General features: G+C 70.5%; 21 protein-coding genes. 6 read left to right on the top strand and 15 right to left on the bottom strand.

Annotated features, from left to right (window positions below; all coding sequences use genetic code 11):
* Window positions 1–30: 30 nt before the first annotated feature.
* The 11 genes from ACSSS0_RS12670 to ACSSS0_RS12620 form a co-directional block, all read right to left on the bottom strand.
* The gene (locus ACSSS0_RS12670; RefSeq protein WP_487228251.1) at window positions 31–927 is read right to left on the bottom strand and encodes a universal stress protein; all 897 of its coding nucleotides are present in this window, start codon (window positions 925–927) and stop codon (window positions 31–33) included.
* Window positions 928–930: 3 nt separating this feature from the next.
* A complete protein-coding gene (locus ACSSS0_RS12665; protein ID WP_487228250.1) occupies window positions 931–2,748 on the bottom strand; it encodes an amino acid permease in 1,818 nt (605 codons plus the stop codon).
* Between the two features lie 182 nt (window positions 2,749–2,930).
* On the bottom strand, window positions 2,931–3,935 hold the full coding sequence (locus ACSSS0_RS12660) for a Gfo/Idh/MocA family protein (RefSeq protein ID WP_487228249.1): 1,005 nt from the start codon (window positions 3,933–3,935) through the stop codon (window positions 2,931–2,933).
* A 32-nt stretch (window positions 3,936–3,967) separates the two neighbouring features.
* Complete coding sequence (locus tag ACSSS0_RS12655) at window positions 3,968–4,900, bottom strand: TIM barrel protein (RefSeq protein WP_487228248.1); 933 nt, start codon at window positions 4,898–4,900, stop codon at window positions 3,968–3,970.
* Window positions 4,901–4,932: 32 nt separating this feature from the next.
* Complete coding sequence (locus ACSSS0_RS12650) at window positions 4,933–6,432, bottom strand: CoA-acylating methylmalonate-semialdehyde dehydrogenase (RefSeq protein WP_487228247.1); 1,500 nt, start codon at window positions 6,430–6,432, stop codon at window positions 4,933–4,935.
* A gap of 97 nt (window positions 6,433–6,529) precedes the next feature.
* A complete protein-coding gene (locus tag ACSSS0_RS12645; protein WP_487228246.1) occupies window positions 6,530–7,411 on the bottom strand; it encodes a sugar phosphate isomerase/epimerase family protein in 882 nt (293 codons plus the stop codon).
* Window positions 7,408–9,390, bottom strand: a complete 1,983-nt coding sequence (iolD, locus tag ACSSS0_RS12640) for a 3D-(3,5/4)-trihydroxycyclohexane-1,2-dione acylhydrolase (decyclizing) (protein WP_487228245.1) — start codon at window positions 9,388–9,390, stop codon at window positions 7,408–7,410. Before iolD ends, ACSSS0_RS12645 begins: the two co-directional genes overlap by 4 nt.
* On the bottom strand, window positions 9,387–10,307 hold the full coding sequence (gene iolB, locus ACSSS0_RS12635) for a 5-deoxy-glucuronate isomerase (RefSeq protein WP_487228244.1): 921 nt from the start codon (window positions 10,305–10,307) through the stop codon (window positions 9,387–9,389). The genes iolD and iolB overlap by 4 nt, the downstream gene beginning before the upstream one ends.
* Complete coding sequence (locus ACSSS0_RS12630) at window positions 10,304–11,251, bottom strand: Cgl0159 family (beta/alpha)8-fold protein (RefSeq protein WP_487228243.1); 948 nt, start codon at window positions 11,249–11,251, stop codon at window positions 10,304–10,306. Before ACSSS0_RS12630 ends, iolB begins: the two co-directional genes overlap by 4 nt.
* The gene (iolC, locus tag ACSSS0_RS12625; protein ID WP_487228242.1) at window positions 11,248–12,285 is read right to left on the bottom strand and encodes a 5-dehydro-2-deoxygluconokinase; all 1,038 of its coding nucleotides are present in this window, start codon (window positions 12,283–12,285) and stop codon (window positions 11,248–11,250) included. Before iolC ends, ACSSS0_RS12630 begins: the two co-directional genes overlap by 4 nt.
* A gap of 14 nt (window positions 12,286–12,299) precedes the next feature.
* A complete protein-coding gene (locus ACSSS0_RS12620; protein ID WP_487228241.1) occupies window positions 12,300–13,304 on the bottom strand; it encodes a Gfo/Idh/MocA family protein in 1,005 nt (334 codons plus the stop codon).
* A 564-nt stretch (window positions 13,305–13,868) separates the two neighbouring features.
* On the opposite strand from ACSSS0_RS12620, the gene ACSSS0_RS12615 reads away from it, so the two are divergent.
* The 5 genes from ACSSS0_RS12615 (at window position 13,869) to ACSSS0_RS12595 (ending at window position 18,068) form a co-directional block, all read left to right on the top strand.
* Window positions 13,869–14,870, top strand: a complete 1,002-nt coding sequence (locus tag ACSSS0_RS12615) for a substrate-binding domain-containing protein (protein ID WP_435987586.1) — start codon at window positions 13,869–13,871, stop codon at window positions 14,868–14,870.
* A gap of 85 nt (window positions 14,871–14,955) precedes the next feature.
* Window positions 14,956–16,017, top strand: coding sequence for an ABC transporter permease (locus ACSSS0_RS12610; protein WP_487228240.1), 1,062 nt, complete (start codon window positions 14,956–14,958; stop codon window positions 16,015–16,017).
* 1 nt (window position 16,018) lies between these two features.
* Window positions 16,019–16,834, top strand: a complete 816-nt coding sequence (locus tag ACSSS0_RS12605) for an ATP-binding cassette domain-containing protein (protein ID WP_020143647.1) — start codon at window positions 16,019–16,021, stop codon at window positions 16,832–16,834.
* Between the two features lie 13 nt (window positions 16,835–16,847).
* The gene (locus tag ACSSS0_RS12600; protein WP_435987589.1) at window positions 16,848–17,261 is read left to right on the top strand and encodes a universal stress protein; all 414 of its coding nucleotides are present in this window, start codon (window positions 16,848–16,850) and stop codon (window positions 17,259–17,261) included.
* Window positions 17,262–17,327: 66 nt separating this feature from the next.
* Window positions 17,328–18,068 (top strand): GntR family transcriptional regulator, encoded by a 741-nt coding sequence (locus tag ACSSS0_RS12595; RefSeq protein ID WP_435987590.1) that lies wholly within the window; start codon window positions 17,328–17,330, stop codon window positions 18,066–18,068.
* Between the two features lie 17 nt (window positions 18,069–18,085).
* Here the strand turns inward: ACSSS0_RS12595 and serS are convergent, their stop codons facing one another.
* Window positions 18,086–19,411 carry a serine--tRNA ligase gene (gene serS, locus ACSSS0_RS12590; protein WP_487228239.1) on the bottom strand — a complete coding sequence of 442 codons (1,326 nt, stop codon included), beginning with the start codon at window positions 19,409–19,411 and terminating at the stop codon, window positions 18,086–18,088.
* Window positions 19,412–19,653: 242 nt separating this feature from the next.
* A complete protein-coding gene (locus ACSSS0_RS12585) occupies window positions 19,654–20,214 on the bottom strand; it encodes a hypothetical protein (RefSeq protein ID WP_487228238.1) in 561 nt (186 codons plus the stop codon).
* Between the two features lie 66 nt (window positions 20,215–20,280).
* On the opposite strand from ACSSS0_RS12585, the gene ACSSS0_RS12580 reads away from it, so the two are divergent.
* Entirely contained in the window at window positions 20,281–21,867 is a 1,587-nt protein-coding gene (locus ACSSS0_RS12580) for a catalase (RefSeq protein WP_487228237.1), read from the top strand.
* Between the two features lie 85 nt (window positions 21,868–21,952).
* Here ACSSS0_RS12580 and ACSSS0_RS12575 read toward each other — a convergent pair whose 3' ends face one another.
* Both ACSSS0_RS12575 and ACSSS0_RS12570 read right to left on the bottom strand, forming a co-directional pair.
* Window positions 21,953–22,801 (bottom strand): ABC transporter permease, encoded by an 849-nt coding sequence (locus tag ACSSS0_RS12575; protein ID WP_487228236.1) that lies wholly within the window; start codon window positions 22,799–22,801, stop codon window positions 21,953–21,955.
* Complete coding sequence (locus ACSSS0_RS12570; protein WP_435987596.1) at window positions 22,798–23,697, bottom strand: ABC transporter ATP-binding protein; 900 nt, start codon at window positions 23,695–23,697, stop codon at window positions 22,798–22,800. Before ACSSS0_RS12570 ends, ACSSS0_RS12575 begins: the two co-directional genes overlap by 4 nt.
* Window positions 23,698–23,755 lie beyond the last annotated feature (58 nt).

Below are 23,755 nucleotides of genomic sequence, written 5' to 3'. Positions count from 1 at the left end.
TGGTCGGATCCGCTTGGCGCAGAAGGGGACTCAGCCTGTGCGCGGAGCCGGCACGAGGTAGACCGGCACCGGGGCCGAACGGATGATCTTCGAGGCACGCGAGCCGAGGAAGAGCCGCGCTGCCGGCGCCGACGAGCTCGGACCGACGACGAGCAGGTCGCCGTCGCTCCAGTCGACGTCCCAGATCGCCGTGCTCCACGAGACGCCCTCGCCGACGACGAGCGACCGGGCGAGACGTTCGGCCAGGGCGGCGTCCCGGGCCCCCACCTGGTCCCGGAGAGCGGCCGTCGTGCGAGCCACCCACCGGTCGACGACGAGGTCGTCGGCCGACTCCTCGACGCTGCCGTAGATCCGCTTGGGCGGTCGGACGGCGAACGACACCGCCCGGAGGCTCGCGCCGAGGACCTCGGCGAGCCGGGCTCCTGCGGCCGCCACGTGCGCCGCCCCCGCGGACCCGCCGAAGCCGATGGTGACCCGCCGGATCCGGGAGCCGGGGATCGGTCGGTAGCCGAGCGGCGCCAGGAGCACCGGCAGGGGCGCCGAGTGCACGAGCCGGTCGGTCACGCTGCCGAAGGAGATGCGGCCGAGCGCGCCCTTGCTCGACGAGCCGAGCACGAGCGCGGACGCGCCGACCTCGGCCGCCAGCTCGAGCAGCCCCGAGGGGATCGACGATGCGGCACGCACGACGAAGGTCGCCCGGACGTCGGGAGGCAGTGCGGTCCGCGCCTGCTCGAGGACGGACTCTCCCCAGTCGCGGAGCGGAGCGAGGTAGTCGCCGTCGACGAACTCCACGGCCCCCGCCGCGTGAGGGGTCGTCACGACGACGGCCACCGTGAGGGGCTCGCCCGTGGACCGTGAGAGCACGGCGGCCAGCTCGAGCGCCGACGTGCCGCTGTCCTGCGCCGTGTAGGCGACGACGATGGTCACGGCTCACGCCTGCATGACGAGCGAGGCGGCCTCGACGTGGGTCACCGGCAGGCCGAGCTCACTCGCCCGGTCGACGACCTCGAAGCGCTGCCAGATCGAGTCCGAGGCGGGCAGCGTCACGATGACGATCTGGTCGGGGTCGAAGTGGCTCACCGCCGCCCGGAGAGCCCGGAGCGGCCGGTAGTCGCCGAGCCCGCCGGTCGCGTCGAGGCGGTGCGCGGTGAGTGCGTCGAGCGTCCGGTCCAGCCGCGCCTGGGCCGCCTCGGTCGTCGCCTCGGCGACGGACACGGCGCCGTGCGTCGAGGCGGTGCCCGTCTCCACGGCACTGGCCGGGACGCATACGTAGTAGGTCGCCTTGCCCATCGCGTCGATCCGCTGGAGCTCGCGCATCAGCTCGTCGGCCTCGAGGGTCTGGTTGGCGAGGACGAGCACGCGGCGCGCCTCGCCGGTGTGGTCGGGTGCGACCCGCTCGGGCAGGCGCGCGATGCGGGCCCGGTTGATGAAGAAGAGGACGAGCACGATGCCGAACGACACGAGGCTGAGCACGAGCTGGATCCGCACGTCCTCGGTCAGGCCCATCTGGACGAGGACGAGGACGATGCCCAGCGCCGTGATGACCGACAGCGCGGGGAACCACCACATCTTCACCTTGAGCGTCGACGCGTCGGCCCGGTAGCGCAGGATGATCTGCGAGACGGCGATGAGCAGGTAGACGAAGAGGATGACGGCGCCGGACGAGTTGAGCAGGAACGAGAAGACGGTGTCGGGCGAGACGGCCGCCATGATCACGGCGAGGAAGCCGACGACCGACGAGGCCAGGATGGCGACCATCGGCACACCCCGAGAGTTGACCGAGACCATCGACGCGGGCGCCTCGCGGCGAGCGGCCAGCACGAAGAGCATCCGGGACGCGGTGTAGAGCCCGGAGTTGAGGCACGAGAGCACGGCGGTCAGCACCACCGCGTTCATCACGTGGTCGGCATACGGGATGCCCATCTCCTGGAAGGCCGCGACGTAGGGCGACGCCTCGAGGGTGGCCGAGTTCCACGGCAGGATCACCGCGAGCAGGAAGATCGAGCCGACGAAGAAGATCGCGATGCGGGTGATGACGGAGTTCGCGGCCTTCGAGACGGCCCGCTCCGGGTTGTCCGACTCGGCGGCGGCGATCGTCGCGATCTCGGCGCCCACCATCGAGAAGATCACCGTCACGACACCCGCGGTGACCGCCAGCCCACCGTTGGGGAAGAAGCCGCCGTGCGCGGTGAGGTTGCTGAAGTCGAGGTCGGCGTTCGGCCAGATCCCGAAGACGAAGAGGGCACCGCAGGCGAGGAAGACGATGATCGCCGCGACCTTGATCCCGGCGAACCAGAACTCGAACTCGCCGAACGAGGAGACCGAGATGAGGTTGGTGCCCGTCATGAGGAGCATGAGCAGCAGGCTCAGCACCCACGTCGGCACGCCCGGCAGCCAGAAGTTGATGACCTTGGCGCCGGCGACGGCCTCGAAGCCCACGACGATGACCCAGAAGTACCAGTAGAGCCAGCCGACCGAGAAGCCGGCCCAGTCACCGAGCGCCTTGCGGGAGTAGTCGGCGAACGAGCCGGTGGACGGGTTGGCCACGGCCATCTCGGCGAGCATCCGCATCACCATGATGATGAGGACGCCGCACAGGGCGTACGTGATGAACGCGCCCGGACCCGTGTCGTGGATGACGGTGCCGGACCCGACGAAGAGGCCCGCCCCGATGACGCCGCCCATGGCGATCATCGTCAGCTGCCGCTGGTTGAGCGACCGCTTGAGCTCCGGGCCCGCGCCGGCCACGTCAGGCCGTCCGATCCGTGATGGCAACGGGACAGGGGTTCACGTGACGAGACATGGGACAGCCCTCTCGATCGGACCGAGGAGGCTGACCGCCCCCGCGACGATCTGCCCAAAGTAGCCACGCCCGGACCATCTGTCCACGCGAGTCGAACCTTGGTCAAAAGGTCGCGGGGCGCCCCGACTCAGGCGTAGAAGTCGGGCTTCGCGATCATCTCGACCTTGACGACGCCCTCGTCGGTGAGCGCACGGACACCGGCGTCACAGACGCACGCGGCGGCATACCCGTCCCACGACGTCGAGCCCGTGTGCTCACCGCGCGCCACCGCGGAGATCCACTCCTGCACCTCCGTGACGAAGGCGCCCCAGAAGCGGTCGTTGTGGTCGCGGGCGATCGCGTTGCGCACTCCGACGCCGTCGCGCACGACGATGGCGTTCTGGTCGCCGAGGCTCACGGTCCCCTTCTCGGCCACAGCCTCGCAGCGGATGTCGTAGCCGAACTGGCAGTTGACGAAGATCTCGTCGTCGACGCGCACCCCGGACTCGGTCTCGAGGATGAGCACGAGCGGGTCCTGGAGGTGCTCGAAGCGCAGCGACGTCTTCTTCGGCTTGTCGACGCGCGCCGAGACGAACTCCTCGCCGAGGAGCCAGCGCATCGTGTCGACCTCGTGGATCGCCGTGTCGTTGATGGCCATGTCCCACGTGTAGTGCTCGGGCACGGTCGGGTTGCGGTGCGCGCAGTGGACCATGAGCGTCTCGCCGAGGTCGCCCGAGTCGAGCAGCGCCTTCATCTCGCGGTAGCTCCGGTCGAAGCGACGCATGAATCCCACTGTCACCAGGCGCCGCCCGCCGGCCTGCTCGGCCTCCATGATCCGCAGCGCCGCCTCGGCCGTCGGCGTCAGCGGCTTCTCGCAGAAGACGGGCTTGCCCGCCGCGATGGCCGCGAGGACGTCCACCTCGTGCGCCGGCCCGTAGCTGCAGATCATGACGGCGTCGACGTCGTCGGCGGTGATGAGCTCGGCCGACGAGGGGTATGCCGTCCCGTCGATCCGGGACGCCACCTCGGCGGCGCGGGCCGGGTCGACGTCGGAGACGGCGACGACCCGGCCGCCGGCGATGACGGTGTGGATGCGGTCGATGTGCGCCTGGCCCATGCCGCCCGGGCCGATCATGCCGATGCGTACGGTCATTAGTGTGACTCCTTCGTCGACGTGAGCAGGGCTCAGCGGAGGCCGAGGCCGATGGACGCGAGGTACTCGCGGGTCTGGATGGCGTTGGGCAGCGGGTAGGACGGGTCGCACGGGTACATGTCCTGCTCGCACACGACGTAGAGCTCCTTGTCGAGGTCGGCGAGGGCCTCGACGAGGGACGGCATGTCCGGCGCGCCGGCCGGCGGCGCGACCGAGCAGCCCTTGGCGACAGCGAGTCCGAAGGGCCAGTCCTCGTCGTGGGCCTGCTTGACGAGCCCCTCGTCCATCGCCTTGATGTGGACGTAGGAGATGCGCTCGGGGTACCTGCGGCACAGCTCCATCGGGTCGCCGCCGCCGTAGACGATGTGGCCCGTGTCGAGGCAGAAGCCGACGTAGTCGGGGTCCGTCGCCTGGAAGACGCGGTCGATGTCCTCGGGCGTCTCGATGTGGCTGTCGCCGTGCGGGTGCAGCACCATCTGGAGGCCGTAGTCCTCCTTCATGATGCGACCGAGCTTGTCGGCACCCCCGATGTAGGCGTTCCACGCCTCCGTCGACAGCACGCGGTCGTCGGTGAACTCCCACGTCTTGTCGTCGCGGAAGAGCGGCGGCAGGTGCACGATGTACTCCGCGCCGACGGCGGCGTGGGTCTCGGCGATCTCGCGGAAGGTCTTCTCGGTGTCGGCCCAGGCCTCCGGTTTGTGCAGGATGCCCCAGCCGGTGCCGGCGACGACCCGGAAACCGCGCTTGTCCATCTCCTCCTGCAGTCGCTTCGGGTCCTTGGGGAAGTAGCCGAAAGGCCCCGTCTCCATGATCGAGAAGCCGGCCTGCGCCATCTCGTCGAGCGCGGTCTCCCAGTGGATCTGCTTCTCGTCCTCGGGGAACCAGACGCCCCACTGGTCGGGACAGACACCGATCGTCAGCTTGCTGTAGCGGTCGTCGGTGTTGCGGGCCTTGGACTCGGCCATGGTCAGTCGTTCCTCTCGAAAAGGTTTGGGAGTCAGTCGTTCTGGGGGAAACCGAGGTTGAGGCCGCCGTGGCTCGGGTCGAGCCAGCGTGAGGTGACGACCTTGCCGCGGGTGAAGAAGTGGACGCCCTCCATGCCGTGGGCGTGCGTGTCGCCGAAGAGCGAGTTCTTCCACCCGCCGAAGGAGTAGTACGACACCGGGACGGGGATCGGCACGTTGACGCCGACCATGCCGACCTGGACGTTGCGCTGGAATTTCCGCGCCGCGCCGCCGTCGTTGGTGAAGATCGCCGTGCCGTTGCCGTAGGGGTTGCTGTTGATGAGCTTCAGCCCCTCGTCGTAGGACCCGACGCGCACGACCGACAGCACCGGGCCGAAGATCTCGTCGTCGTAGAGCGACATCCCGGGCTTGACGTGGTCGAAGAGGGTCGGCGCGAGGAAGTAGCCCTCGCCATCGGACTCGTAGGAGTCCTGGCGACCGTCGACGACGAGGGTCGCGCCCTCGGTCACCCCGGCGTCGAGGTAGGACGTCACCTTGTCGCGGTGCTGCGACGTGACGAGCGGGCCCATGTCGCAGCCGCGCGTGCCGTCACCGGTGACGAGCTTGCCCATGCGGTCCTTGATCTTCGAGATCAGCTCGTCCGCGATGGGTTCGACGGCGACGAGCGCCGAGATCGCCATGCACCGCTCCCCCGCCGAGCCGAAACCGGCGTTGACGGCGGCATCGGCCGCGAGGTCGAGGTCGGCGTCGGGCAGCACGAGCATGTGGTTCTTCGCTCCGCCGAGGGCCTGCACGCGCTTGCCGTGCGCCGTGCCCGTCTCGTAGACGTACTTCGCGATCGGCGTCGAGCCGACGAACGACACCGACTTCACGTCGGGGTGCGTCAGGAGCGCGTCGACGGCCTCCTTGTCGCCGTTGACGACCTGCATGACGCCGTCGGGCAGCCCCGCCTCCTTCCAGAGCGCCGCGACCGCGATCGCCGCCGACGGGTCCTTCTCCGACGGCTTGAGGATGACGGCGTTGCCGCACGCGATGGCGATGGGGATGAACCACATCGGCACCATGGCCGGGAAGTTGAACGGCGAGATGACCGCGACGACCCCGAGCGGCTGGCGGATCGAGTAGACGTCGACGTTCGTCGAGGCGTTCTCCGAGAAGCCGCCACGCAGCAGGTGCGGGATGCCACAGGCGAACTCGGCGACCTCCAGGCCGCGCGTCACCTCGCCGAGGGCGTCGGAGAGCACCTTGCCGTGCTCGGCCGTGATGAGCGCCGCGATGTCCTCCTTGCGCTCGTTGAGCAGTTCGCGGAAGGCGAAGAGCACCCCGGACCGCTTGGCGAGCGAGGCGTCGGCCCACTCCTCCCACGCGGAGGCGGCGGACGTCACGACCTCGTCGACGAGCGCGGCCGAGGCCAGGTCGAGCACGCCCGACTGCTCCCCCGTCGCGGGGTTGAAGACGGGCGACGTGCGCTCGGCGGTGCCGGTCCACGGCTGTCCGTCGATGAGGTGGGTGATGCGGGTGGGGGTGCTCATGGCGGTGTCCTTCGGGTTCAGGTCAAGGCGGAGGGGGCGTGTGCCGGGTGGCCGGCTCGGGTGCGAACGGCTGGGATCCGCCGGGATCCGTCGCGGCTCAGGGAGAGACGAGCGTGGGCGGCGTCGACCACTTGTCGAGGTAGGAGCGGATGGTGTCGCGCATGTAGGTGCTCGACTCACGCGCACGGTCCTCCCAGGCGAAGACGCAGGAGGTGACGATGCCGTCGAAGCCGATGCGCTCGAGTCCGGCGAAGAACTGGCCGAAGTCGACCTCGCCCTGGCCGATGTCGAGGTGCTGGTGCACCGTGACCTGCGAGCCGGGCGGGTTGACGATGTAGCGCAGCCCCGAGGATGCCGTGTGGTCGTAGGCGTCGGCGACGTGGACCATCGTCAGCAGGTCGCCGGCCTTGTCCATGATCCCGTCGCAGTCGTTGCCCTGGTGGAAGGTGTGCGGCGCGCAGTAGAGGAACGACACGTGGGGGCTGTTGATCCCCCTGATGATGTCGAGGGCGCGCTTGCCGTCCTCCTCCCAGTCGTCGGGGTGCGGCTCGAGCACGAGCCGGATCCCCTCCTTCTCGAAGACGGGCAGCAGCTCCTCCATCGACTGCCAGAACATCCGCTCGCAGACAGCCGCCTCACGGGGGTTGCCGTTGAGCTCGGAGTTCATCGTGTCGACGCCGAGGTCGCTGGCGATCTGGATGGCGCGCGTCCAGTAGCGCACCGCCGCCCTGCGGTCCTCCTCGTCGGGCCCCGACCACCGGAAGAGCGGCAGGAGCGACGACACCCCGACTCCCGCCGACGCCAGAGCCGACCGGAACGCGGCCACGCCGGCGTCGTCGATGCGAGGGTGGTTGAAGAAGGGGATGACGTCGTCGCGCGGCGAGAGCTCGATCCACTCGTAGCCGAGGTCGGCCACGAGAGCGGGCAGCTCGAGCAGCGGGGTCTCGCGGAACATGTAGGGGTCGAGGGCGAGCTTCATGACGCGGACTCCGGGTGAGGGGGGCGGATCGGGGTGACGAGCGGACGCTGGGTGGCCTTGTGGTCGACGTACTCCGCGTATGCCGTCTGCGTCGTGTCGAGGTCGCTGACCTCAGAGACCGGGACGTCCCACCACGACGCACTGTCGGGCGCGTGGACGAGCGGGTCGGTCTCGACGTGGATGACGACGGGACCGCCGTCGGCCGGGGCGGCCTTGGCCTCCTTGATCGCCTGGTGCAGCTCGTCGAGCGAGTGCACCTCGATGACGTGCGCACCGAGGGACCGCGCGTTGGCGGCGAGGTCGACGGGCAGCACGTCGCCGTCGAGGCGCCCGGACGACTCACCGCGGAAGCGGTAGCTCGTGCCGAAGCGCTGCGAGCCGAGCGACTCCGACAGCGACCCGATCGAGTGGAAGCCGTGGTTCTGCACGAGGACGACGATGACCTTGATGCGCTCCTGGACCGCCGTGACGAGCTCGGTCGGCATCATGAGGTAGCCGCCGTCGCCGACCATGGCGAAGACGTCGCGCGACTCGTCGGCGAGCCGGATGCCGAGCGAGGCCGGCACCTCGTAGCCCATGCAGGAGTAGCCGTACTCGACGTGGTACGCCTTGCGGTCGCGCACCCGCCACAGCTTGTGGATGTCGCCCGGCATCGAGCCCGCCGCACAGAGCACGACGTCGCGGGGGTCGGTCAGCTCGTTGACCGCACCGAGCACCTGGCCCTGGGTCAGCAGGCCGTCGGCCAGCCGGTCGGTGACCTCCGGGGACGGGTGGAAGGCCGCCTCGACCGAGGCGTCCCACTCGGCCCACAGCGCGGCCTGGCGCGACCGGTAGGCGTCGTCGACGGCATACCCGTCGAGCGCCGCGGTGAGCGCGACGAGCGCCTCCCGGGCGTCGGCGACGACCGAGAGCCCCGAGTGCTTGCCGGCGTCGAAGCGCGCGACGTTGATGTTGACGAAGCGGACCCCGTCGTCCTGGAAGGCCGTTCGCGAGGCGGTGGTGAAGTCGCTCCAGCGCGTACCGATGCCGATGACGACGTCGGCCTCGGCCGCGAGCGCGTTGGCGGCCGTCGTCCCGGTCGAGCCGACGGCGCCCATCTCCTGCGGGTGGCCGTGCGGGAGCGAGCCCTTGCCGGCCTGCGACTCACCGACGGGGATGCCCGTGGACTCGCAGAAAGCCTTCAGCGCCTCCTCGGCGTCGCTGTAGTGCACGCCACCACCGGCGACGACGAGCGGCCGCTTCGCCGAGCGGATCACCGCTGCGGCGTCGGCGACGTCGACGGCCTCGGGCAGCGGACGTGCCACCCGCCACGTGCGCGGCGCGAAGAGCTCGACGGGCCAGTCGTGGGCCTCGGCCTGCACGTCCTGCGGGAGCGAGATCGTCACGGCGCCCGTCTCGACCGGGTCGGTGAGCACCCGCATCGCACCGAGCAGGGCCGACGGCAGCTGCTCTGGACGGCTGACCCGGTCGAAGAACTTCGACAGCGGGCGGAAGGCGTCGTTGACCGTCACGTCGGCGGCATACGGAAGCTCGAGCTCCTGGAGCACGGGGGCGCTGACACGCGTCGCGAAGGTGCCGGACGGCAGCAGGAGCACGGGGATCCGGTTGACCGTCGCGAGCGCCGCACCGGTGAGCATGTTCGTCGAGCCGGGGCCCACCGACGCCGTGCACGCCCACGTCTGGAGGCGGTCCTTCTGGCGTGCGTAGGCGACGGACGTGTGGACCATGGCCTGCTCGTTGCGGGCCAGTACATAAGGCAGTCGCTCCACGGATTCATGACTGGCGGCGAGCTCGTTCTGGAGCAGGGCCTGGCCGATCCCGGCGACGTTGCCGTGGCCGAAGATGCCGAAGCAACCGGCGAAGAGCTTCTGCCGCTCGCCGTCGCGCTCGCTCCACTGGTTGGCGAGGAAGCGCACCACGGCCTGGGCCACGGTGAGGCGCACGGTGGTGCCGCCCACGGTCTGGGTGTCGCTCGTCATCGAGCACCTCCAAGGGGAAGTCGGGGGTCGACCGGCTGGTCGGACCACGTGTCGCGGACCCAGCCGTGTGCCGGGTCGTCGCAGATGAGCCAGGCCCGTTGCTGGCCCGGGCCGGCCATGACGTTGAGGTAGTAGAGGTCGTAGCCGGGCGCGGCCATCGCCGGCCCGTGCCAGCCGTGCGGCACGAGGACGACGTCACCCGACCGCACCTCGGCGAGCACGTCGATCGGCCGCTCGTCGGTGCCGTAGACCCGCTGGTAGCCGACCGGGTTCGTGCCCGCGACCTCCGGAGCTCCCGCCGACGGGGCGATCTCGAAGTAGTAGATCTCCTCGAGCTCGGTCTCGACGCCGGGCCGCTCCTCGTCGTGCTTGTGCGGCGGGTAGGAGCTCCAGTTGCCGCCGGGGGTGACGACCTCGCACGCGATGACCGAGTCGGCGTCGAGCACGCCGGGGATGCCGAAGTTGCGCACCTCACGGGACGCGACACCGGCCCCGCGCAGCTCGACGGGCACGTCTGCGACGCCCACGTGACGGAACGGCGGCGTGTGCCGTCGCGCCGCGCGGGCGCCGCAGACGGCGACCTTGGCGGGACCGCCCTCGGCGGTCACCGTGACGTCGCAGTCACGCGTGGCGTAGGCGACGTCGGTGGGCCCGGCGAAGACCGAGTCCCGGCCGGCGAGGACGGCCTCGTGCTCGAGCCCCTCGGGGTCGAGCGCCGTGACGGCGACCGATCCCGAGAGCGGCACGACGACGTGCTCCCACTCGCCGGCCTCTATGGTGCGGCTCTCACCGGCAGCCAGCTCGGCGGCATACAACCGGGTGTGCGACCACCCGTCGACGGCGTCGTCGATGACGACCGACCACTCCGTCGTGCCGGCGCTCCCGAGGGGGCGCACCCAGCGCTCGTTGTCGCTCACGCGCCGACCCCGCTCCCGTGCACCGATCCCTGCACCGACCCGTGCACCAGCTCGGCGGCGATGTCGACGGCCGCCGCGACGTCACCGTCGGGCGGGAAGAGCAGGGCGCGCCCGACGACGAGACCGCGCACGGCCGGCAGGTCGAGCGCCCGGCCCCATGACGCGTACGTGTCCTGCGGGTCGCCCTGCGGGTCGCCGCCGAGCAGGAGGGTCGGCAGGGTCGTCGCGTCCATGACCCGGTCGAGCTCGTCGACGACGGGCAGCTTGAGCCACGTGTAGGCGCTCGAGGCACCGAGGCCCGCGGCGATGTGGACCGACCTGATCACCGCGTCCGGGTCGAGCTGGTTGACGACCCGCCCGCCCTCGCGCGTCGACAGGAACGGCTCGACCATCGCCATGACCTGGTGCTCCGCGAGCTCGGTGACGGCGTGGGCGCTCGCCTCGAGGGTGGCCACGGTGCCCGGGTCGTCGAGGCAGATGCGCGTCAGCATCTTGCCGCCGTCGATGCCACGCGCCGCGATCTCGGCCGCCGTGTAGGCGGTGAAGCGGTCGTCGAGCTCGAAGGTGGCGCCCTGGAGGCCGCCGCGGTTCATCGAGCCGATGGCGACCTTGTCGTCGAGCGCACCGAGCAGGAGCAGGTCGTCGAGGACGTCGGGCGTGCCGAGGACGCCGTCGACGCCGGGCCGCTGGAGGGCGGTGACGAGGCGCTCGAGCAGGTCGCTGCGGCTCGCCATCGCGGCGCCGGCACCGCGGACGCCGAGGGCGCCCCGCGCGGGGTGGTCGGCGGCGACGAGGAGCATCCGGCCGTCCTCGCGGACGAGCGGACGGCGGCGGCGCGCGGCCCACGCCTCGGCGATGCGCCCGGGCTCGCGCACGCGGATCTCGGTCAGGTCTGCGACCCGGACGGTCGGGCTCACGGCGGGCTCGTGCTGCGTGGTGGTCATCGCGCCTCCTCGGCGGTGGTGGCGAACGGGGAGGCCTGCCGGCCTGCGGCGGCCAGGCGCTCGTCGACCTCGGCGGAGGTCGGCATCGCGGTGGAGCACTCGAGCCTGCTGGCGACGATCGCACCTGCGACGTTCGCGAACTCGAGGACGCGCCGCAGGTCCCAGCCCTCGAGCAGGCCGTGGCAGAGGGCGCCTCCGAACGCGTCGCCGGCACCGAGGCCGTTGACGACGTCGACGGGGAACGGCGGGACCTCCAGGCGCTCCTCGCGGGTCGCGGCGAGCACCCCCTTGGGTCCCTGCTTGACGACGGCGAGCTCGACCCCTCGCTCGAGCAGCGCGTCGGCCGCTCGCTGCGGGTCGGTCTCGCCGACCGCGACCTCGCACTCCTCGCGGTTGCCGACGGCAACCGTCACGTGGTCGAGCGCGGGCCCGACCTGCTCGCTCGCCTCGGCCGGGTCGGACCAGAACATCGGGCGGTAGTCGAGGTCGAGCACCGTGTGCGTGCGACGCCCGCGCGCCTCCCAGGCTCGGAAGTGCGCGGCCCGGCTCGGCTCCTGCGACAGCCCCGTGACCGTCGACCAGTAGACGCCAGCGTCGCGGATCGCGTCGAGCGGCAGCTCGTCCGGCTCGATCATGAGGTCCGGAGCAGTCGGGTAGCGGTAGAAGTACAGCGGGAAGTCGTCGGGCGGGAAGACCTCGCAGAAGGTGACGGGAGTGGGCGGTCCGGCGACGGCGGAGACGAAGGTGTCGTCGACGTCGAAGTCGCGCAGCGCCTCGTGGATGTAACGGCCGAAGGCGTCCTGCCCGGTCCGCGTGACGAGCGCGGTCCGGTGCCCGTGGCGGGCGGCCGCCACCGCGACGTTCGTCGCGCTGCCGCCGAGGAACTTCTCGAACGTGCGCACCTTCTCGAGCCCCACGCCGTGCTGGAGAGGGTAGATGTCGACGCCGGTGCGGCCGATCGCGACGACGTCGTAGGCCCTTCCGGAGGAGGTGTCGTATGCCGTGTCGCCGGCTGCCGGGGTCGTGGTGTCCATGGCGTCCACGACGTTCACAGGCTCGGGATCTCGTCGAGCGAGACGACCCGACCCTCGCTCCGGGAGAGCTCGCAGGCCTCGGCGACCCGGAAGGCCTGGAGCGCGTCGTCGACGGTGCACGGCGAGGCGAGCGCCCCGCGGGCGACGGCGGCGAAGGCCGTCAGCTCGGCGCGGTAGGCCGGCAGGAAGCGCTCCATGAACGACCAGTGGCGGGGGCCGACCGGGTAGGTGGCGCCGGGCTCGGCGGAGGTGACGGCGAGCGAGTCGTCGTAGCCGACGCCGATCGTGCCGTCGCTGCCGAGGACCTCCATGCGCACATCGTGGCCCGCGCCGTTGTAGCGCGTCGCGGAGAGGTTCACGAGCGTGCCGTCGTCGAGCGTGAGCACGGCCGCGGCGGTGTCGACGTCGCCGGCCTCGGAGAAGAACGCGGCGCCCTTGTTGGCTCCGGTCGCGTAGACCGAGGCGACCTCGCGGCCGGTGACGAAGCGGATGATGTCGAAGTCGTGGATCGAGCAGTCGCGGAAGAGGCCGCCGCTCGTCGGGATGTAGGCGGCGTGGGGCGGCGCCTGGTCGTGCGTCTGCGCCCGGATGCTGTGGACGAAGCCGAGCTCGCCACCGGCCACGGCCTGCTGGGCGCGCTGGTAGCCGCGGTCGAAGCGTCGCTGGAAGCCGACGTGGACGGGCGTGCTCGTCGTGCGGACGAGCCGCGCGAGGTCCATCGTCTCGTCGAGCGTGGCGGCAACAGGCTTCTCGCAGAAGGTCGGGACGCCGGCGTCGAGACCGAGGCGGATGAGGGGCGCGTGCCCGGGCGTCGCGGTGGCGATGACGAAGCCGTCGACGCCCTGGGCGAGCAGCTCGGCCGGCGAGGCGGCGAAGCCGACCTCGAGCTTGTCGGCGACGGCGCGGGCGGCGTCGGCGTCGAGGTCGGCGACGACGACCTCGTCGACGTCGGACAGGTCGCGGAGGGTCTCGGCGTGGAACGCCCCGATGCGGCCGACTCCGGCCAGTCCGATGCGCATGTGCACACTCCCTTGGGTGATCGCGGTGGGCGGCGGTCCGGTGGGGTGGTCGCCGCGGGGTCCGGTCGGCGAGCGCCTCGACGTCGTCGTCCCTACGAGAACGATGGTCGTGCCGGGCACCTCACCCTGTCAAGCAAATGTTAGGACATTCTGATGTTTGATCAATCTCTTGACAGCACTGCAGCAGAGGGAGCATCCTCCAATCGCTGGCACCGACGCCGGGACCGGCAGACATCGCACCGATGTCCGCCGGCGACGGAGGAGCCAGTGCGAGCACGGTGACCCACCACGTCGCCGGAGCCCGCCGAGATCCCCGCACACCTTCCGGGCGACGACCTCGCCCCACACCGTCCCCACCGGACGCGACGCAGCCAGACCCCTCAGGCCACGCGCACCACAGTTGCACCGGCCGGGTCGCCACGACCCGACACCCCTCCAGCCCGCACCTCACGTGCCAGGCGGCACACGGCATACGGGCTCCACCCTGATCGACGGGCTCACCGTCACAGAACGTCGCGCCACTCCGGCGACCGGGCCACCGCGACGCAACGAAAGGATTCAACGATGACTCCGACTCGGACTCGCAAGAGCCTGACCGTCGCAGCAGGCATGGCCACGGCCGCAGCCCTCGCCCTCGCGGCGTGCAGCGGCGGCGGCGCCCCCGCCAGCACCGGCAACGCCGGGAGCGGCAGCGGCGCCGGCGACAACTCCGGCTACACGTTCGCCATGGTCACCCACGAGACCCCAGGCGACACCTTCTGGGACAAGATCAAGGCCGGTGCCACCCAGGCCGCGAAGAACAGCGGCATCACGCTCAAGTACTCCAACGACCCGGACCCGGCCAAGCAGGCCACGCTGATCCAGAACGCCGTCGACTCGAAGGTCGACGGCATCGCCACGACGCTCGCCACGCCCGACGCCCTCGCCGGCGCGGTCAAGTCGGCGGACGACGCCGGCATCCCCGTCGTCGCCTTCAACTCCGGCATCGACCAGTACCAGCAGGTCGGCGCCAAGATGTACTTCGGCTCCGACGAGAACCTCGCCGGTGAGGCGACCGGCAAGCGCATCGCCGCCGCCGGGGGCAAGAAGGTCCTCTGCGTCATCCAGGCCGCCGGCTCGGTCGCTCTCGAGGCCCGGTGCGCCGGCGTCAAGAAGGGCATTCCCGCCACCGAGAACATCCAGGTCAACGGCGCCGACGACCCCTCGGTCGTCTCGGCCCTGCAGGCCAAGCTCGCTCAGGACAGCTCGATCGACTGGATCGTCACGCTCGGCGCCCCGATCGCTCTCGACGCCCTCAAGGCGATGGACGCGGCCGGCAGCAAGGCCAAGCTCGCCACCTTCGACCTCAACGTCGACGCCGCCCAGGCGATCCAGGACGGCAAGATCCAGTTCTCGGTCGACCAGCAGCCCTACGTCCAGGGCTACCTCGCGATCCAGTCGCTCTACCTCAACAAGAAGAACGGCAACGACATCGGAGGTGGTCTCGCCGTCCTGACCGGACCGTCGTTCGTCGACGCCAAGAACATCGGCGTCATCCTCCCGTTCGCCAAGAACAACACGCGCTGACCCAGCGGGGCGGCCGGCCGGGGCAACCGGGCCGGCCGACCTCTCGCACTTCACTCCTCGCTCGTCAAACGGATCGGAGAGGTCCATGAGTCAAACCACCAAGACTCCCCCCTCGGCACCAGCCGAGGCGTCGAACCGGGTCACGCTCGGCTGGTCGAACCGCCTGCTCGCCCGCCCCGAGGTCGGGGCGCTCGTCGCGGCGATCGTCATCTTCATCTTCTTCCTCATCGTCGCCCCGGCCTTCCGGTCACCCGCGTCGTTCTTCACCGTGCTCTACCAGTCCTCCACCATCGGGATCGTCGCGGTCGCCGTGGGAATGCTCATGATCGGCGGCGAGTTCGACCTCTCCGCCGGCGTCATCGTCACCACGGCCGGGCTCGTCAACGCGATGTTCTGCTACCAGCTCGGCATCAACCTCGTCGTCGGCGCCGTGCTCTCCCTCGTCTTCTGCCTCGTCATCGGCTTCCTCAACGGCTACCTGGTGGTGAGGACCGGCATCCCGAGCTTCCTCATAACCCTGGGCACGTTCTTCGTGCTGCAGGGCGCCAACCTCGGCGTGACCAAGCTCGTCACGGGCTCGGTCTCGACGCCCAACATCAACCAGATGGACGGCTACAAGACCCTCGACGCGATCTTCGCGTCGAGCTTCAAGATCGGCACCGTGACCGTCGAGATCACCGTCCTCTGGTGGTTCCTCTTCGTCGCCCTGTCGGCCTTCGTCCTCCAGCGCACCAAGATCGGCAACTGGATCTACGCCGTCGGCGGCAACGCCGACTCGGCCCGCGCCGTCGGTGTCCCGGTCAAGGCCGTCAAGATCGGCCTCTTCATGACCGTGTCGTTCCTCGGCTGGTTCGTCGGCATGCACACGCTCTACAAGTTCGACACGCTCCAGGCCGGCAACGGCATCGGCAACGAGTTCCTCTACATCATCGCCGCGGTCGTGGGCGGCACGCTGCTCACCGGTGGCTACGGCAACGCGATCGGTGTCGCCATCGGCGCGTTCATCTTCGGCATGACGAGCCTCTGCATCGTCTACGCCGGTTGGGACCCCAACTGGTTCCGGGCCTTCCTCGGCGTGATGCTCCTGCTCGCCGTGATGGTCAACCTCTACGTCAAGAAGCTCTCGACCGCCCGAAAGGTGGGCTGACATGACTGACACCCTGTCCGAGCACGCGGACCCGGAGCTCCACTCGGGCGAGCCGCTCATCGAGATGAAGGACGTCGGCAAGACGTACGGCGCCATCCGCGCCCTCAAGGGCATCAACCTCACGGTGCGTGCCGGCGAGGTGACGTGCGTCCTCGGCGACAACGGCGCCGGCAAGTCGACCCTGATCAAGATCATGGCCGGGCTGCACCCGCACAACGAGGGCACCATGAAGGTCGACGGCAAGGAGGTCAGCTTCTCCTCACCGCGCGAGTCCCTCGACCACGGCATCGCGACCGTCTACCAGGACCTCGCCGTCGTCTCGCTCATGGAGGTGTGGCGCAACTTCTTCCTCGGCTCCGAGCTGACGAGCGGCAGGGGCCCGTTCGCCACCCTCCGGATCGCCGACATGAAGCGCATCGCCGACGAGGAGCTGCGCAAGATGGGCGTCGTCGTCAAGGACATCAACCAGCCCATCGGCACCCTCTCGGGTGGCCAGCGCCAGTGCGTCGCGATCGCCCGGGCCGTCTACTTCGGCGCCCGCGTGCTCATCCTCGACGAGCCGACCGCGGCCCTCGGCGTCAAGCAGTCCGGCGTCGTGCTCAAGTACACGGCTGCGGCCCGCGACGCCGGCCTCGGCGTCGTCTTCATCACCCACAACCCGCACCACGCGTACCTCGTCGGCAACCACTTCGTCATCCTCAAGCTCGGCCAGGCCGTGCTCGACAAGAAGCGCGCCGACGTCGGTCTCGACGAGCTCACCCGCCAGATGGCCGGCGGCGACGAGCTGACCGAGCTCTCGCACGAGCTGCAGAAGTGAGCGGGGTGGCGTCATGAGCGTCGCCGTCGCCCACCACACCCGCAGCTCGAGCGCGCTCGCGCTGCAGGAGGGAGCCCGCCAGGCGGCATACCGCGGGACCCACCTCCTCGTCGTCCACGTCGTCGAGTCGCTCGACAACGACATCGCCGAGGCCAACAAGGCCGGCATCTCCGACGCCGTCGAGAACGCCCTCGAGGCCGCGTGCCTGCCCGACCTCCAGTGGGACGTGCGTCTCGTGCCCGGGGGTCAGGACATCGCGGACGTCTCGGAGGCGATCCTCGCGACCGTGCGCGAGCTCGGTCCGGACCTGCTCGTCATCGGTGCCCGGCGCCGCTCGCCGATGGGCAAGGCCTTCCTCGGCAGCGTGGCGCAGAACCTCATCCTCGACTCGGACGTGCCCGTCCTCGTCGTCAAGAGCCCGAGGTGATGACACGAGGGTGTCCTGACATGAACACATCCCGGCAGGCCCGTTCCGTCTCGTTAGTCTGCGGCCATGCCCAAGCCCGTTGACGTCCGCATCGACCGCGAGACGCCGGTCCCGCTCTACCACCAGCTGGCCGAGCAGCTGAGCGCGGCGATCGCGAACGGCGACCTCCAGCCGGGTGACCCGTTCGAGAACGAGGTCGCGATGGCCGACCGGCTCGGCCTCTCCCGGCCGACGGTGCGGCGCGCGATCCAGGAGCTCGTCGGGCAGGGTCTGCTGCTCCGGCGGCGCGGCCTCGGCACGACGGTCGCGGGCCGCCAGATCCACCGGCGGGCCGAGCTGACGAGCCTCTACGACGACCTGCGGCGCGAGGGCTCGGGGGACCCTCGCACCGAGGTGCTGACGCACGAGGTGACGACCGACGAGGTCGCGGCGACGGCGATGGGCCTCCCGGCCGACACGCCGTTGCTGCGCCTCGTCCGGCTCCGTCTCGACGGCGACCGGCCGCTCGCGATCCTGCGCAACTGGCTGCCGCCGGCCTACTCCGACATCAGCTGCGAGGACCTCGAGCACGACGGCCTCTACGCCCTCCTCCGCGCGCGGGGCGGCAAGCCCGTCGTCGCCCACCAGCGCATCGGCGCCCGGCAGCCGTCGGCGAGCGAGCGCAAGCACCTGAACCTCACCCCGTCCCAGCCGGTCCTGACGATGTCGCGCACCGCGTTCGACGCGGTCGGCGGCCCGGTCGAGTACGGCGACCACTGCTACCGCGCCCAGGACTACTCGATCGAGGTCATGCTCGACGAACGCTGACCTGTCGGGTGCACGTCTCAGGACAGCGGCTTGAGCACGTCCATGCCGAGGAAGGGGCGCAGTGCCTCGGGCACGCGGACCGAGCCGTCGGCCTGCTGGTGGTTCTCGAGGATCGCGACGAGCCAGCGCGTCGTGCCGAGCGTGCCGTTGAGCGTCGCGACGGCACGGGTGCCCGAGCCGTTCGGGTCGCGCTCACGCGTGTTGAGCCGGCGCGCCTGGTAGGTCGTGCAGTTCGACGTCGACGTCAGCTCGCGGTACTTGCCCTGCGTCGGCACCCACGCCTCGCAGTCGAACTTGCGGGCCGCGGGTCCACCGAGGTCGCCTGCCGCGGTGTCGATGATGCGGTAGGGCACCTCGATCTTGGCGAGCATCTCGCGCTCCCAGCCCAGCAGCCGCTGGTGCTCGGCCTCGGCGTCCTCGGGACGGCAGTAGCTGAACATCTCGACCTTGTGGAACTGGTGCACGCGGATGATGCCGCGCGTGTCCTTGCCGTGCGACCCGGCCTCGCGGCGGTAGCAGGCCGACCACCCGGCATACCTCTTGGGACCGTCCGACAGGTCGATGATCTCGTCGGCGTGGAAGCCGGCGAGCGCCACCTCGGACGTGCCGGTGAGGTAGAGCTCGTCGTCCTTGAGCTTGTAGACCTCTTCGTCGTGGGCGTCGATGAACCCGGCACCGGCCATGATCTCGATGCGCGCCATCGTCGGCGTGATCATCGGCGTGAAGCCGGCGGCCGTGGCCTGGGCGATCGCCATGTTGAGCAGCGCCAGCTCGAGCAGGGCTCCGACGCCGGTGAGGTAGTAGAAGCGCGCGCCGCCGACCTTGGCGCCGCGCTCCATGTCGATGGCGCCGAGCTTCTCGCCGAGCGCGAGGTGGTCGAGCGGCTCGAAGCCCTCGGCCGCGAAGTCGCGCGGCGTGCCGACGGTCTCGAGCAGGACGTAGTCGTCCTCGCCGCCGACGGGGACGCCGTCGATGATGACGTTGCCGACGCGGCGCAGCAGCGTGTCGAGCTCGGCGCCGGCCTCGTCGGCCGTCGACTCGAGGGCCTTGACCTGCTCGCTCAGCTTGGCGGCGTGCGTGCGGGCCTCGTGCGCCACCTTCTCGAGGTGCGCGGCGTCGTCGGCGCCCGACTTCTTCGCCTTCTGGAAGGCGCCCATCGCGGCACCGACCGACTTGCTGACGGTCTTCTGCTCGGCGCGCAGCGCCTCGTACTCGCCCAGGGACGATCGGCGGCGCTCGTCGGCAGCGAGGATCGCGTCCACGATCCCCGGGTCCTCTCCACGGGCCTGTTGCGAGGCGCGGACCCGGTCGGGTTCGTCGCGCACGAGCTTGATGTCGATCACGCGGGCCAGCCTATCCACGCCCGCGGGTCCCCCACGACCGAGATCCGCCCTGCCCCCACGTCGAGTGGCCCCGCCGTCACACCAGCCCCAGCTCGAGTGGCCCCGCCGTCACACCCGTCACGCGACGAGTGTGGTCGCGGGGCCACTCGACGGGGAGATCGGGTGGCCTCGTGGGGTCACGGGGCCACTCGACGGGGGAAGGGCTCGGCGGGTGGGGGCCGTGGGACGGCGGGGCCACTCGACTATTCGGGGCGGATGAGGGCGTATGCCGTGACGGCGTCGGCGGGGAGGCCGCGGACGTCGATCTGGACCCGTCCGACCGGCAGCCCGAGGTGCACGGTCCGCTGGACCGCGCCGTCGCAGACGAACGGCCGCGAGTAGAGCGGCTCCCCGTGCCCCCACGTGCCGGGCGCGGCGTCGTAGACGGCGTAGCTCGACCCCTCCGTCGCCCGACCGGCCGCACAGGCCACCTCGACCGTGTAGGTGCGGCCCTCGGCGACGGGCACACCGGGCACGTTGCGGAAGGCCTTGGCCGAGCCCTGCTTCGTCACGACGACCCGTGCCACCTCACCGGCCGAAGGCGGCGGGACCGTCACGACGGGCGGCGGACCGGGGTCGATCCGGGTCAGCGAGACCTCGGGCGTCGCGGTGCCCGCGGACACGCCGCCCGTCGGCGACACGCCCAGCGTCCCGCCCGCCGTGCACCCCGCCGTGCCGAGCACCGAGAGCACCGAGAGCACCGAGAGCCCCGCCGACACGGCGAGCAGCACCGGCCGGGCCTCGACGACACGGCGCAGCCTCATGTCCTGACTCTAGGACCGCTCGTGCCGACTGGGTATGGCCCCTGTACAGACGTCGAAGGAGCAGACATGAGTGAGAGCACGAAGTCCCGCGAGTCCATCGAGACGGCACCGAGCGAGGAGGCGCGACTCGGGTCGCACACCGAGACCGGGGCACCCGCGCCGAGTGACCGCAACTCGCTCACGGTCGGTCCGGACGGCCCGATCCTGCTGCACGACCACCACTTCCTCAACCAGATGGCGCACTTCAACCGGGAGCGCATCCCGGAGCGCAACGTCCACGCCAAGGGCTCCGGCGCCTTCGGCACGTTCGCGACGACCGAGGACGTGTCGGCCTACACCAAGGCCGCCCTCTTCCAGCAGGGCGTCACGACAGAGATGCTCGCGCGCTTCTCCACCGTCGCCGGTGAGCAGGGCAGCCCGGACACGTGGCGTGACCCCCGCGGCTTCGCGCTGAAGTTCTACACGACCGAGGGCAACTACGACCTCGTCGGCAACAACACGCCGGTCTTCTTCGTCCGCGACACGATGAAGTTCCCGCACTTCATCCGCAGCCAGAAGCGCCGCGGCGGCTCGGGCCTGCGCGACAACCACATGCAGTGGGACTTCTGGAGCCTCAACCCCGAGTCGGCCCACCAGGTCACCTACCTCATGGGCGACCGCGGCATCCCGAAGACGTTCCGCCACATGAACGGCTACGGCAGCCACACCTTCCTCTGGATCAACGAGATCGGCGAGAAGCACTGGGTCAAGTACCACTTCCACAGCAACCAGGGCGTCGAGGGTCTGACGGGCGCCGAGGCCGAGCGCATCGCCGGCCAGGACGCCGACCACCACCGCCGCGACCTCCACGACGCCATCGAGGCGGGCGACTTCCCGAGCTGGACGCTGTCGATCCAGGCGATGCCCTACGAGGACGCGAAGACCTACCACCTCAACCCGTTCGACCTGACGAAGGTGTGGCCGCACAGCGACTACCCGCTCATCAAGGTCGGCACGATGACCCTGAACCGCAACCCCGACAACTTCTTCGCCCAGATCGAGCAGGCGGCCTTCGAGCCGTCGGCGGTCGTGCCGGGCATCGGCTTCTCGCCCGACAAGATGCTGCTCGGCCGCGTCTTCGCCTACAGCGACACCCACCGCTACCGCATCGGACCGAACTACCTCCAGCTGCCGGTCAACCGTCCCCGCGTCGAGGGCCTCAACACCTACACGCAGGACGGCCCGATGGCCTACGACCACCGCGGCGACCAGCCCGTCTACGCCCCCAACAGCGAGGGACGCGGCTACGCCGACACCGTCGGTGAGGTCGAGGAGGGCTGGGAGACCGACGGCGCGATGGTGCGCCAGGCCTACACGCTGCGCGAGGACGACGACGACTTCGGCCAGGCGGGCCTGCTCGTCCGCGAGGTCTGGGACGACGCGCAGCGCCAGATGTTCACCGAGACGGTCGCCGGCCACCTGCTCGGCGGCGTGAAGTCGCCGGTGCTCGAGCGCGCCTTCGACTACTGGAAGAGCGTCGACGCCGAGACCGGCAAGCAGATCGAGGAGCTCGTCCGGGCCGGCTTGGGCGCCGAGAACCCGGGCGGTGACGCCGACGACGCCAAGGTCGTCAACGACCCGATCGTCGAGACGGAGACGAACGCCGCCCACTGACAAGGCTTTCGCCCCAGCAACAAGCAGAGGTATGCCGTGTGCCCCCGTCAGGCACACGGCATACCTCTTGTTCGTGGGTGAGGTGCTACTTCACCTCGGCGCGGGTCAGGCGCCAGATGCCGACGGCGAGCGGCGCGACGACCCACAGGGCGACCGAGGCGCCGAGCTGGGCCCACTGCTCACCGGTCAGCGAGCCACCGAAGAGCGGCTGCATCGTCTGGTTCATGTCGAGCCACGCGGCGGCGTCCTGGAGCCAGGACACCATCGAGCCGAGGATCGACCACGCGGTCGGCAGGACGAAGAAGACGACGACCGCGGCCGGCGTGTTCTTGAAGAGCATGCCGAAGCCGACGCCCTGGGCGATGCCGAGCAGCACGTAGCCGCCGGCGCCGAGGAGCACGAGGGCGTCCGTCGACCAGTCGCCGGTGATGCCGCGGAAGGTGATCGCGGCCTGGTGCGCGAGGGCGGCGAGGACGAGGGCCAGCGCGAAGGCGCAGACGCCGACGAGGAGCGCCGACAGGAGCTTGGCCCAGGCGACGCGGATGCGGCGCGGCTCGAGACCGAAGGTGACGAGGCCGGTGCGCTGGCTCCACTCGGCCGTGACGGCGAGGATGCCGACGACCGGGAGGATGAGCGCCATCGGCATCGTCGTGGCCTGGAGGTACTCGCCGAAGGCGTGCTGGCCGCCCTCGTTGAAGAACATGATCGTCAGGGCGATGGCGATGATCGCCCCGATGCCGATGAGGAGCCAGCGGCCGGCACGGGTGTCGAGCATCTTGCGCAGCTCGACGTGGATGAGGCGGCCGAAGGGCACCCCGGTCGTGGGCCGCGGGCCGTCGATGCGGCTCGGCACCTTGGCGTGCGTCGGCAGGGCCGACTCGGCGTTCTTGGAGACGGGCGGCCCGGTGGGCACCGTCGTGGTCGTGGCGGTCATGCCGCCACCTCCTCTCGGGCGGCGTCGGCCGTGAGGTCGAGGAACATCTCCTCGAGACCCCGGCTGTCGGCGCCGCGCAGCTCGGTCAGGACGATCTGGTGGGCGACGGCGACGCGGCCGACGGCGATCGGCTCGGCCTCGACCTGGAGGCCACCCGTCGGGGTGCGCTGGGCGACGATCGAGGCCTCGGCGAGCGCCGCCATGAGGGCGTCGTCGTCGGTGGAGCGGGTGTAGGTGCCGGCCCCGGCGAGGAGCTCGTCCTTGGTGCCCTGCGCGACGATCTTGCCGTGGCCGATGACGATGATCTCGTCGGCGACGCGCTCGATCTCGTTGAGCAGGTGCGAGCTGAGCAGGACGGTGCCGCCCTCGTTGGCGTAGCCGCGGAGGAGGTCGCGCATCCAGCGGATGCCGGCGGGGTCGAGCCCGTTGGCCGGCTCGTCGAGGATGAGCACCTCGGGGTCACCGAGCAGGGCGTGGGCGATGCCGAGGCGCTGGCGCATGCCGAGGGAGTAGTTGCGGACCCGCCGGTTCGCCTCCTTCTCGGTGAGGCCGACGAGCTCGACCATCTCGTCGACGCGGTGCTTGCCGACGCCCATCAGGATCGCGCCGAGGGTCAACACCTCGCGGCCGGTGCGGCCGGCGTGCTGGGCGGACGCGTCGAGCAGGAGGCCGACGTGGCGGCCCGGGTTCGGCAGGGCGGCATACGGCTTGCCGAGCACCGTGGTCCGGCCCGAGGTGGCGGGGGTGAGGCCGGCCATGACGCGCATCGCGGTCGTCTTGCCGGCACCGTTCGGCCCGAGGAAGCCGGTGACGAGGCCCGGCTTGACCTCGAACGAGACGTCGTCGACGGCCGTGAACGGGCCGTAGCGCTTGGTGAGTCGTTCCACTGTGATCATGGGCTCCACCCTCCCGGGTCAGGAGGGCCCCGCACATCCGTCACAAGCCTGATTCCGA

This window comes from Terrabacter sp. R4-6, from assembly GCF_057529065.1.
This window is presented reverse-complemented; position numbering and strand designations above follow the sequence as displayed.